This window comes from Planococcus notacanthi (genome assembly GCF_030407825.1).
In the GTDB taxonomy this organism is placed as follows: domain Bacteria; phylum Bacillota; class Bacilli; order Bacillales_A; family Planococcaceae; genus Planococcus; species Planococcus notacanthi.
In genome coordinates this window covers 1-12,096 of sequence record NZ_JASDCQ010000011.1, presented here as the reverse complement: position 1 = coordinate 12,096, position 12,096 = coordinate 1, and the positions used below count along the sequence as shown (strand labels likewise).

At 34.9% G+C, this 12,096-nt stretch carries 11 protein-coding genes; 3 read left to right on the top strand and 8 right to left on the bottom strand.

Annotated elements, in window-relative coordinates:
* Positions 1 to 70: 70 nt before the first annotated feature.
* Both QMA01_RS17885 and QMA01_RS17880 read right to left on the bottom strand, forming a co-directional pair.
* On the bottom strand, positions 71 to 1,261 hold the full coding sequence (locus QMA01_RS17885; RefSeq protein WP_290215590.1) for a DNA cytosine methyltransferase: 1,191 nt from the start codon (positions 1,259 to 1,261) through the stop codon (positions 71 to 73).
* 877 nt (positions 1,262 to 2,138) lie between these two features.
* Positions 2,139 to 2,549: a hypothetical protein gene (locus tag QMA01_RS17880; protein ID WP_290215589.1), complete on the bottom strand. Its 411-nt coding sequence runs from the start codon at positions 2,547 to 2,549 to the stop codon at positions 2,139 to 2,141.
* Between the two features lie 274 nt (positions 2,550 to 2,823).
* Here QMA01_RS17880 and QMA01_RS17875 point away from each other — a divergent pair, with 274 nt between their 5' ends.
* Positions 2,824 to 3,867 carry a hypothetical protein gene (locus QMA01_RS17875; protein ID WP_290215588.1) on the top strand — a complete coding sequence of 348 codons (1,044 nt, stop codon included), beginning with the start codon at positions 2,824 to 2,826 and terminating at the stop codon, positions 3,865 to 3,867.
* Between the two features lie 30 nt (positions 3,868 to 3,897).
* Here the strand turns inward: QMA01_RS17875 and QMA01_RS17870 are convergent, their stop codons facing one another.
* The 3 genes from QMA01_RS17870 to QMA01_RS17860 all read right to left on the bottom strand — a co-directional run bounded on the left by QMA01_RS17870 (position 3,898) and on the right by QMA01_RS17860 (position 7,483).
* Positions 3,898 to 4,719, bottom strand: a complete 822-nt coding sequence (locus QMA01_RS17870) for a hypothetical protein (RefSeq protein WP_290215587.1) — start codon at positions 4,717 to 4,719, stop codon at positions 3,898 to 3,900.
* Between the two features lie 387 nt (positions 4,720 to 5,106).
* Positions 5,107 to 6,555 carry a hypothetical protein gene (locus QMA01_RS17865; RefSeq protein ID WP_290215586.1) on the bottom strand — a complete coding sequence of 483 codons (1,449 nt, stop codon included), beginning with the start codon at positions 6,553 to 6,555 and terminating at the stop codon, positions 5,107 to 5,109.
* A 379-nt stretch (positions 6,556 to 6,934) separates the two neighbouring features.
* Positions 6,935 to 7,483 carry a tyrosine-type recombinase/integrase gene (locus QMA01_RS17860; RefSeq protein ID WP_290215585.1) on the bottom strand — a complete coding sequence of 183 codons (549 nt, stop codon included), beginning with the start codon at positions 7,481 to 7,483 and terminating at the stop codon, positions 6,935 to 6,937.
* A 199-nt stretch (positions 7,484 to 7,682) separates the two neighbouring features.
* Here QMA01_RS17860 and QMA01_RS17855 point away from each other — a divergent pair, with 199 nt between their 5' ends.
* Both QMA01_RS17855 and QMA01_RS17850 read left to right on the top strand, forming a co-directional pair.
* Positions 7,683 to 8,000 carry a hypothetical protein gene (locus QMA01_RS17855; protein WP_290215584.1) on the top strand — a complete coding sequence of 106 codons (318 nt, stop codon included), beginning with the start codon at positions 7,683 to 7,685 and terminating at the stop codon, positions 7,998 to 8,000.
* A 336-nt stretch (positions 8,001 to 8,336) separates the two neighbouring features.
* Positions 8,337 to 8,723, top strand: a complete 387-nt coding sequence (locus tag QMA01_RS17850) for a hypothetical protein (protein WP_290215583.1) — start codon at positions 8,337 to 8,339, stop codon at positions 8,721 to 8,723.
* A gap of 90 nt (positions 8,724 to 8,813) precedes the next feature.
* On the opposite strand, the gene QMA01_RS17845 is transcribed toward QMA01_RS17850, so the two are convergent.
* The 3 genes from QMA01_RS17845 to QMA01_RS17835 all read right to left on the bottom strand — a co-directional run.
* Positions 8,814 to 9,494 carry a MerR family transcriptional regulator gene (locus tag QMA01_RS17845; RefSeq protein ID WP_290215582.1) on the bottom strand — a complete coding sequence of 227 codons (681 nt, stop codon included), beginning with the start codon at positions 9,492 to 9,494 and terminating at the stop codon, positions 8,814 to 8,816.
* A gap of 223 nt (positions 9,495 to 9,717) precedes the next feature.
* Positions 9,718 to 11,142: a hypothetical protein gene (locus QMA01_RS17840; protein ID WP_290215581.1), complete on the bottom strand. Its 1,425-nt coding sequence runs from the start codon at positions 11,140 to 11,142 to the stop codon at positions 9,718 to 9,720.
* A gap of 161 nt (positions 11,143 to 11,303) precedes the next feature.
* Positions 11,304 to 12,096 (bottom strand): BsaWI family type II restriction enzyme (locus QMA01_RS17835; protein WP_290215580.1); only part of this gene is annotated, 793 nt, incomplete at its 5' end.

Below are 12,096 nucleotides of genomic sequence, written 5' to 3'. Positions count from 1 at the left end.
ATCTTCACTGCTGCAGCAACTTCATTCTGAAAAATTTCTGCATATCTTTTAACACAAAAATCATGGTAATTCATCGAACTTCCTCTAACACTTGTTCAATAAGAATATTTTTTATAGTTAATCCCCAATGATATGCCAATAAAGGAGGGACAGCATCACCAATTTGCTCGTACTTATCTTGCCGTGCATCGTTGTGAGGGCAAACCATTGGTCCACCTTTAAAATCATATAAATCAGGGAAGCTTTGCAGTCTTGCGACTTCTCTAACTGTTAAAGCACGATTTTCTATCGGATGTAAAAGTTCATCTAGACAATGAGAAGTCACAGTAACTGCTGGTTTATTTCCAAATAATCTTCTGTTCCGTTGGATATACCATTTCTTAGGTAAGATTTTCTCTTCTTGTAACCGCAAAACTTCTTCTTCTGGAAATTTAAAAAATAGATTTTTAAGTCCTTCTCCTTGTTCAATCAAAGAAAATCTTTCTAATGATTTAGGTCGGTGTTTAGGAGGAATATGGTAAGTCAATTTAACTTCTTCATTATCATTATCCATTTTCCAAAAAGATTTATCTTTCATTAATGCAGCATAATCAGTCTGATCACTCGTAAATTCATTCCCAACATATTCCAAACCATGTTCCACAGAAGGTAGATCGCTCAATGCTTCACTGACACTGATATACTCACCTTCAATAGGTGAAGGAATTTTCAAATTCCGTTCTTCTTTACTAGCCAAAACGAAGAAACGATTTCTTGCTTGTGGAACCCCAAAATCCATAGCATTTAATACTGTTTTAATATGATAACGGTAACCAGATTCTTCTAAATCTTGATATAAATCATCTAGAATAAATCGATCGCTTTCTTTTGAAATTCGCTTATTTTGAAAACCTGGAACATTTTCGAATAAAATCATTTTTGCATCAACAATTCCAGCGACTCTAATTGCTTCTCTGTATAAATGTTGTCTGCCATCATAACTTGCTCTAGACGTAGCGCCCGCAGTGCTGAATGTTTCACATGGCATTCCAGAAGATAAGATATCCACTTCTTGATCACCAATGATATTTAAGATTTCCTCTTTTGTTACCTTGGAAATATCCTGATTAATTATTGGAACATCTTTATGGTTAGCTTTATACGTGTCCACACAAGATTCAACTAGCTCAATTGCTAATATGGTTTCTAATCCTGCGGCTTTAAATCCCGTACAAATTCCTCCTGGTCCTGAAAAACAATCTATATGGGTTATTTTTTTCATAGCAACCACCAATTCCATTTAGTATTTAATAAATAATTAACTTCTAGTATAGTTTACTGCTCTCAAAATAGAAAGAATAAAAACGTACGTTCTATTATATAGTTATTTTATCATTATAATTTAATCCACTTTTGATTTTGATCATTAGATCTTTTCAACAATTCTTCGTTTTTTACTTTAACGTTATTTTTTTATTTTCACTCCGATCTGTATTTTTCGTCCCACAAAATAGTTTCTAATCCAATTAAATTATTAGTGGGATGCCGAAAAAAAAACAGACAGCTAATATTTTCAAAACTGCAGTCGCGTAGGGGACGGGTCCCCTCTTGGCAGAGCCAATTCACCCCTCTACCCGTTCGGGTAGAGGGGTTCAAAAGAAAAAGCCTTCGGTTCCCGAAAGCTTTTAAGATCATTCCCTCCATCCACGTCCTGATTCGCAGTTGTGCGGCCAGGCCGCCAACAGCAAATCGCCGTGAGCAGCGCTCACTACTGCACCGATACCGCCCTATGGACGTTATCAGCAAGGCATTCGCATACGCCATGCCAGTTGTTTATCATGGGGCAACCTGCGTTGCCCCATGATAAACCTGACATGAGCGTTGCTCACTTAAAACAAAAAAATGCCCTTTAGGCCATTTTTTCCAATATAAAAGCCGCCACCTCAACATATTTTTAAAAAACATGTTTTTTGGTACCGTCCCATCAGCACTTTTTAGCTATATTTGATTGTTCCTCAATCAAATGATCAATGCTCCTAAAGTCGTGTATCCGACGCTTATATCCATCTGTTAGTTTTTTTCTAACAGAACACCAGCGGGTGTGCAGGAGTTGCTAATAAACGTGAACAAAGTGCTATCTTAACTCTCTTTTTCCTTTTTTATTTTTGATTCGATTTCAAATTATGTTTTTTCTCTATGATTTCAATTCGACCATCCGCATAGAAATAAACAAGTTCTTCCTTATGATTCAAATAGACAATTCGACCATCGTTTCCTTTCACTTTATGAGTATCATACAAAGCCATTGCCGATGCCAATGATATTGCGAATTCGAATCGGTCAGTAACTTCTGATGCGTCGCTAAGAGGAAATTTAGCTTTTTTGGCGACAGTCATCATTTCTTCCAACTGTCTATATTTTTCTATTGAATAGTTGAATTTTTTGGCTTTTCGAAGATACTCATCGTATTTGGTTATCATTTTAACCACTTCTCCTTTGTCTGATTGAATGGTTTGATCAATATGGATGTTTAATTTATTTTCCTCCTCATTACTTTGGTATTGGAGCATAAGATTCACGAATACTCCATTGCTGTAATGGCGTATTTTTTATATGTGGTCGTTCATTTTTCCATAAAGAGCGATGACGCTAGAATGTCCTTTTTCCTTCCCACACTAGATTTCTTGCATGTATGCGAAAAAGGGAACCAACAGCAATCGATATTTTCGCAATGGCCAAACCATAACGAAAAATTTGTTGATTTAATAGATTTTACGTGTATATATTTTACCATATTATTACAATTTTCAATGATTTATTTTATAAGTATTGAGAGGTGATAAAATGTTGAACTTTATCGATTTTAAAAAATATGAATGTCCCGATTTGAAAATCACTCCAAAAGTCTACAATGAAGAACGACTTGAAAAGATACGTTGGATGCGTGGGTTAAACAAAGAAATGGGCGAATTTCGAGTAGATTTCAGCGATTCTCATTTAAAAAAAAATGAAATAATCGTTCCCATCTTTGTCGATGATATGCTGCTGCCAATTACTTATACAAGTCCGCATAAAAAAGATTCAAAATTTGAACCCAAAAGCTATTATCCATTCGCAAATTACGTTTTCTTCGAAGTTTCATACAGACGTGGCCATCTCACAAAAGTGACGCACAATTTTGGCATTCGGACCTTTAATGATAACGATGAAAAGTATTTAAAAGCATTTATCATAGAGAAGGTGGAATACCACTTTGAATACGATTTTCAGCTGCAAATTTGGAAATGGGCGCAACACCCAGAAAACATTAAAAAATGGGAATCCGAAAAAGAAAAAATCGACCTCCTATTCGAGGCCGACGAAGTAATTGAAGTAACCAAAAAATATTTCTCTTCTCGTGAAAAATTTGAAATACGGCATATAAACTCGTTTAAAACGTACGAAGAGCTATTGAACACCTTTCAAAATTTATTGAAATTCACGATTCAATTTATTCAATTGAGAAAATTTTTCGGAGAGATTAACAAGCTTCCGTTTGAAAAGATGACCAGCCTCTTAAATGAAGCCTCCGTTTCTTTAAAACTCATACAAAAAGACGTTAAAGCTGAAAAATTAACGGACTATCACCCAGCAGCAACTAATTCTATCGAATTCCAAATTAACAATCGGATCTCAAATTTACACACTTCGCTGAAATCCAAGATTTTTGAGCCTGGCTATTGGGTAATCGCCCAACATGTATACCCAAATATCGGAGAATACTATAACTTAAGCCAAAAAGCCAAAACTAACCGCACCACGACAAGTTCATATGAGCTCACACAGAGACTGATAGAAAAAGCTGATGGTCGAGATTTATTCATTCCATTAAGTTCCATAGATATATAAAAGCCTTATATATCAAAATTTGAAGGATCTCTAAGTATTTCGCGCTCCAATATTTTGTATATAAATATGTGCATTAGGTATTTCATCAAGTTCATTTAGAGAAAGAGAAAATTCTTCAGCTAATAATTTCATTAAAGTATAATACTCCAAGTAAGATGGAGCTAAAAATTCTAATTTCTGAGCATCCCTTCTGCCAGGATGCTTTTCTAAAACTTCATAATGATAAGGTGCATCTTGAATTTTAGAAAGTAACGTTACATGCTGCGGTTCTAAAAATGGAATTAAATTTAAAATTTCCGAAACTAGTTTATTGGTAATGCGAACATTTTCTTCTAGATAATCTCCCCAAGTAACAATATCTGATCCTGTCTTTTCATCTTTATAAACTTTAGTTATTGGACCACCACCACCATAAGTAATAAAACTGAAGAAATCAGTTATTCTTTGAGATGCAATATTATTGTAATCTTGTTCATCTCGGTAAATTTTCAATTGCTCAGGAAATTCTACCAAGTATTCCTCCTCAGTCGTCTCATAATTAAAATGTTTAATAGTAGCTTCTGTTGAGGATGTCAATTGAAGTATATCCATGAAATTAGTGAGGATTAGTACAACCTTATGATTAACATAATCATAAACATGCTCTTTTTGTTTTTTCTGTGGCCAATAGGTTACAAGTAAATAGAATATAAAACTCGCTATATATGCCATTGATAACTGATAAAAAATTTCTCCTAATTCGTATGCATATGTGAAAAGTTCTGGAACTTTTAAAAGCCAAAGCTTGTAGAGAAAGAGATAGAGTAAAGTCAACCCAAAAATACTGAAAACAACGTTCATATATACCTTCATGGTGATCTTCCTTTCGTCTATGTTTACCAAGCAAGAAGTTTTATAAACAGTTGATATTGAATATAGCTAGAAACCCGTAGGTAGCAATGTACTGAAGGAACATCTTGGGAAACAGATCCAAAAAGAAGTCGCCAGGTCTAAAAACAAAGCAACTCGGTAAAACCTCGTCCCCATCCCAGGGGGTGGGCTGTATACGCCATCAAAAAGAACAACGAGACCCATCCACCTTCTCACTAAAAAAAGTAGATCAGTCCTCCGCAAGCGGAGAACTACTTATGTATGCACAATATGACCCTTGAAGAAACCTTGGTATGACTGGTTTCTTCAAGTCTCCTGTATCACCAAAAACGTCCATTTTTAACGTTTTCAGACCCCAAAAATCTAATTTCAATTAACTTTTTCTCCGTAAACATAAACATTATGGTCCTCTTCGATGATATATCCGTCATTTGATTGAATCCCATCTTTTAACACAAACTCAACAGCTTTGTCTTTCGTGTTGCCTCCACTGCCCTTAGTTTGCCAATCGATGAATCCTAATTTTTTCAATCCTCTTAAATTCCGCTTAATACTATCTATTGAAAATTTTTTACCCAATGGAGACTTTTGTGTCTTACAGATATCTTTAATCAAATCTGTCTGAACCATTGTAACTTTACCTTTATGTTCTCGTAAATAATTGATAATAGCTTGTTGATTTTCGTTTTTATTATGGCGTAATTGACGCTTGTATTGCCCTCTGAAGACTCTAATATTGAATTCAATGCCTGTGAGAGCTTCAATTTTCTCCTTTGAAGGACCTCTGTATTTCTTACTGTATGCAGAACGAATAGATGCTTTCAATGCACTCAGATGATACTTCTGTCCTTCTTGCGAAACCAGCGGAAACCATTTTTCCAACAAATATTCAGCTGTTTCTTTTTGATCGATTCCTAACGCATAGTGTAGCAGTGCCAGTGTAAATCCTGCTTCATTCCGAGAGCCTTCAAATTCTTGATTCTGTAAAGCCTGAACGGCTGCATGATTCCATATCAAGTGTTCCGTTATCGAAGTGACCTTGCCACCTGTTCTACGGGGCGTTTTAGAACTTTTATTGGATTCCTTGAGTAATCCTATCCACCAATTTTTCAAATCGTTAAAATCGATTGTATTATCGCCAAAATAGAAAACTCTTTTCCCGTTTTTCGGAATAGAATAATTATGATTTGCGCCGATTGCCCCATCATCCGTTCCAATGATATCAGCAATTTTTTTCTGAATTCGCTTAAACAAATACGTACTCTCTAATTTTCCGTTAATCGATGTGTGCTTTAAGGCTACGTGGTAACTGCCTGGTGTTTTTGATTCTTTGATAAACGTAGGCATAAAACCAATTTCACTTCGAAAAATCTCCCAAATTTCGACTGGTGTAAACGCTTGACCATTTGATTTCCGTAATTCAAAATCAAATAACATCCACTGAATGCAACGTAAGTTTTCTATACTACGGCTCTGCCACTTGTAAAATGTATTAGGAACAAAATGGTCAGCCCATTTCGAATACCGCATTAATTCTTCAAGACTCGAACAATGTTTTATTTGCTCGTAGCCGTTGTATACTTCGATTACAAAATCTTTTTGTTCGAATCGATCTCCTACAATAAGTTCAAAAAACTCTCTGAGATTCAATTCTTCTTTAGGAAAAAGACAGTATATTGGCTTCACATTATCGTATTTATTAGTAATCTTCCCTTTTATCGTTCGGCTTATGACTTTTTTATTCCCATTTTCTAATTCTTCAACTTCTTGATAAATGAATTTATTGCCATATTGAAATTTAATAATTTCTTTCTTCAAAACAAAAAACCCCTCCCCAAATTGAAAATTTAGACAAAGGTCCACTCCCGTTTTTCCGTTATAAATAAAGGATTATCCTCATGCTTGAAAAAATAAAGATATGAGATATAATATATTTATATATATATATATTTGCTTCTGAAACCTTGGTCGGTGGTGGAAGTGAACCGAAGACTGTGTTGGACGCACGGTCTTTTTTTTTTGTCTTTTTATATATCTTTTCGTCTCTAACTTTTACTGTACTGGAAATTGATACATTATTCTAGCGTGCTTACGAATAATTCACCGATTTTCTGTGAATCCCTGCAAAAAATACTTTTTAATGATCAAAATCAATCATCAAGTGGAAGCAAGTACACGAATTCCTCTTTCTAAGGCTTTATAAATCGTGAGCTAACAACATCTCATTCAATTTTTCTTTTCTATAACCGATGTAACGCATTGTGCTTCCAGCTTCATCATGTTGCAATAAGTCCATAATCAGGTTGATATTATTTTTCGACTCGCTTCCTGGTGTTGGATCAGTGTAAAGATGGTAAGCTTTGGTCTTTCGTAAACTATGAGCTCCAATGTTTTCTTCTAGTCCGCAGTCTATTGCTGCTTTCTTCAAAAAACGATAAGCCGTGGTACGATGCATTGGAAACAATAGTTCATTATCATCCATCGTCTCTATGAAGCTCTTTACCAGGCCAAACACCCGATCATTCAGGCGAAAATCGAAAGACTTGTTCTTTTTATTGGTACGTCCTCTGATTATTCCCGTCTTTACGTCTTCTACGCGTAGATCAAGCAAATCTGACGGTCGTAAAGCTGTGGCCAACCCAAGTTCGAACAACAGCAGATTCCGTTCGCCGTTCACCTGTTTTTTAATGACTTTCCGCATTCTCGGAATGTCCTTCTGGTCGTAAATGGGTTCTACAAATTCCATGCATTTCTCCCCTTTGTGATGCGTCTACGCTACTTATTTTAGTATACTTTTAAATTCCGATCTTTTAAAGGGTAAAAACGCAACACTTTTTAAAAGTGTTGCGTTTTTACCTTTTTTAGAAAAGGAACATCAATTATAAGCATAGGCTATACTGGTAGAGGCGCAATTGCGCCTCTTTTTAATTTGAAGGAGTGATAGAATGAAGATTTACCGCGGTCCAATTGAGGCAGACGAACTTATAGAATTGGCGCAAGATCATGAGTATGGGGATACGTGGATTACTATCATTGTTCCTTTTGACTTTAGGAAGTTAGTGGACTCGCCATTTACAATTAATTTTGAAGAAGAGATATCAATGACTATTTCTCCTAACGACGAGGCTTTGCGTAACATCGAATACAGGCTTGTGGGCTTTGAAGAAGATGACAACGTTCTTGTTGAAATCACAGCAGATACCTGTGACATTATCGATGTGTATAATGAGGAGAAGGAAAAAAATCGAAGATGGTTCGAATGAAAAGCGTGCAAACGCTTTTTTTATTTGTTCAAATTTATTTGAAGTAATATTTAAAACTCCTTCAGTACGTAAAAAAACTTTTTCTGGCTTATGAATCGATTTATTGATTTATAAGCCAGATATATAACTCTACTAGTCTATTAATCAATTTATATACAGATATATAACTCTACTAGTCTATTAATCAATTTATGGTGGAGCTAAATATTTGAACGAATCCAGTATAATTAAGCTTTTTAACGTTATACCAAAGAAAAAAGAAGATTTTTACAAATAAATGAAATTACTGTTATACAATATAAGAGAGCAATATAAAATTAAAACGGGGGTAATTACATGTATTTTTTTATCAATAATGAACATGAAGCAAATTTTAATGAATTACTAAAACATTACAACTTAAAAAGTGATGGAGACTTTCAATTCGTTCCTTCCATTTACATTGCAAGTGTTCCTGAAATTTATTATTTACTCCCGTCTAAAGAAAATTTGGAATCGTCAAGTCCTATCTATGCCTTGACTGAATGGTCTGAAGAGGAAAGTGAACACCTTTTTGTACACCCTGGACTCACAAGCACTACCTTGCGGATGTGCGAATTCGGCCTCAGTTTATTTAATGGAAGACTTATCGGTTTGGATGAAGTTTTTGGATCTGTCAAATCCGAAGAATACGTAAAGGTACTTATACAAGGAATTAGAATGCGCACACGAGTATACGCTTAATATGAGGATAGTAAAACGTCTAGAAGTGAAGAATCAGTTTGATTTCTCACTTCTTTTTTTGCAATTCATTCTTAAACGTTTGTGTATACTCTACTTCTTAAAAATTTTTAAAAAATTTAAAAATGATCCCTTTCTCTTTGTTTCTTCCGTTTCATCCTTTACATTATCTTTAATAATTGAAGTTTTTTCGTTCTGTTTTTCCTGTTCAGAACGCTTTTCATCTATTTTTTGAAACACTTCTGACACTACTTCTTCTGCTATACGTTTCCTCTCATGCTCAAAATCCTCATGATTCAATGTACTTTTATCATTTAATTGTAAATCTGAAGTTTCTTGCTGATTAATCATCAATTTTAAACCAGCATTTTCTTTTCTCATTTCTTCAATTTGATTTGTTAAAGCTGCTAAACTACTAATCAAACTTTCTTGAAAATGCTGATTTTTTTCACGATCTAAAAACAATTCTTTTCGTAATTCAGCAATTTCAGATTCCAACCCTGTTCGTAATTGAACATCTACTGTTTCATCTCCTGCCAGAAAAGCTTTTGTCTTATCCCAGCTCCAATTTTGATCTTGAACTTTTTCCTTAATTGTTAGGAGGAGCTTTAAGTTTTCTTCCGTATATCTCCGATGACCTTTATTTTCTGGATTACTTGGATTAGACCATTCAGTTTTGACTCCAAAATGCTGGACCCATTTATTCAATAACATCGTAGTGATTCCTAAACGTTCAGCAGTTTCAGCAGGTTTATATAACCTTCCTTCAGGCATTAAATCCCTCTCCATTCAGCTTTTAATATAGATATATATCAATAGTAAATATTTATCTATTTTAAATTCTTGTAATAATTCTTATAAAAGTAAATAGTATAATTCTTATTATAGTTTCTATTCGAGTATTAATAACGATAATCCTCTAAATTTTCATTATCTATTTTTCATTAAATTGATAACTCCATATACAGCAAGGATGTTATTAACACATATATCTTTATTACTCGCTAAATTTTTTAACCTCTCTCATTTCCTTACGGAATTCTTTTCTTTTTGATGCTGTCTTTGGTAATCGATAATCAAATGTGGTTTCTGGATCACTATGACCAAGATTTTCAGCCATATAACGATCTAGAAGATCTTCGATAGTCATCTTCTGCAGTTTTCCGATGGTGTATTTGCGTTCTTCGATAATTTTCCCATCATTTCGTTTGTAAACGTAGTATCTTTTCTTCTTGCCTTCCTTTGTATTTCGAAACCGTACTTCTTTAATCTTGATCACTGGGTTCAATGTTGGTTTTGCGCCTACTTGAGTCATGATTCGTTCGATTAAATTGGATTTTTCAACTTTACTTTTTCTAATCTTAGAAATCCATTCTCTCTCATTTCTTTCTATGTAAGCCTTTCGCAGATCATGAACGCCACTGTATTTAATTTTGCCCTCTTTACAACAAGTTTTAATGACTTCACGAACTTTTTTGTCATTATATCCACTGAACAGATAATCTGTGGCCGCTAGGCCTTCTTCTTCTTTCAGCTTTTCCACCAATTTGAAGACTTTTGGATGAACATCCAGCACAAATCGACCTCTATCCTGTTTTGTAACGCCTTTTTCAATCAATTCAATCCTGCTTTTTTCATTTTTATAAAAATCGCTTCTCATTTTTTGGACTTCATCGTTACGTAACCCTGCGTAAACTAGCGTTGCGACTAGCAGCTGATCCCTGGTATTCATATGTTTTTCTGCTTGGCGCATGATGGTGCTTGCTTGGCTGCTGGTGTACCCTGATCCACGCTTATATTCCTTTTTGCTGTACTGACCGACTCGATTCCTCAATTCCTCTTTAAAATCACGGCTCAAGAGCTTTTGGAAGGACGGAATAGCCGCTGCGTAGTGTCTTCCTTCCAAAACCACTTTCGCGCTCTCAGGAGTCCTTGAAAGCGATTGAAACAGCTTATATGTGCCATCAATGTACGCGTCATACGTTTTTTTACTGTACTGTCCTGACCCTCTGCCCGTATTCATTGCTAACACATTGAAAAATTCGCTCGTCGTATTTTTATCGATTTCAGCCAAACTAGTTATTTTTTTTTTCGTTACATGCCATTTTATAAAAGTCTTCGCCCTCTTTATGTATGCGTTTTTTGAATTCATCGTCTGTATTTCTTCTTTATATAGTTTTCCTGGTAGATTTGGCTCGTCACCGCGCTTTCGACGTACTTCCTTTGGCACAATATCCAGGATTTTCGGTAGATGATTTTGTACAAATTCGATAACCAACTTATCATAAATTTTTTCTTGTGTACGAGATTCAAATTTTAAACGATTCATGATATGTACCCCATCTTTTTTCTTGCTCTTAATTTTACCTTTTTCAGCTATTTTTTCTTTCTTATATTGTACACTTTTGCCTTTACGCGCCACAAAATCTCCCCCATTCAGTCATATTGTAGCGCCTTTTCAATTTAATTTTTTTTATAACTAAAAATGTTTGGAAAAGTACGGAGTTGTGGAGGTTGGTCATCCTCTTCGCAAAATTAATCCATAAAAAAACCCAGCACATAAGTGCTGGGTTTTTGAATCTATTATTTAGCTTTCCATTCATGGTTAAACCATTGTCGGTTTTTTAGCCATTCTTCTGCGGCCTGCAATGCATGATTTACAAATAAACTCAGGTCTATATCAATTGGATAAATACGATCCACTGAGTAGTCATCAGATAACACATACAATCCATGCCATCCATTGATTGCATGCTCTTGTGTATCTCCATTTACCATACCTATAAATTTAGGCATCCTTAAGTATTCACCATCTAGACAGATGGCCACAGACCAAAAGAATTTATTCATGGCATTCATTGAAGGTTCACGGTCCCGTGTAACTCTATCCCTAATACTAGTTTTTGATTGAATACAGCCATAAACATGCTCTTCGCCGTTAGGCTTCTTCAAAGTTACGTATAAATCAAATATACTGTTACGGATTTGTTCTCGTAACCAAGCTATATCCCTCTCTTCATTGTGTATGCCACTATTTTCTATTAATAATTTCATATCCTTTTGCAATAGAATTCTAATATCATGATGCATCAATTTACTGTTCCCTAAAACTTCAATCATTTCTTCAAAAGCATGACCACTTGATTTTTTCCAACTATTCTCTGCGGACACAACCTTTTTAATAACCTCTGGATCAGCTATTCCTGATTTTCGGTCCATATGTGCCGAGTAAACAGATTTCCAAATATCAGATGCATCAATATTTGGAAATCTTTCTAAAGCTTCTATTGTGGTTTTTCTTATAGCAGTCTTTTGAGAAAGTTTTTCGATATTTGCAATCTTGGAGTCACTCTTCCCAGTCCTGCTGCTCAACATT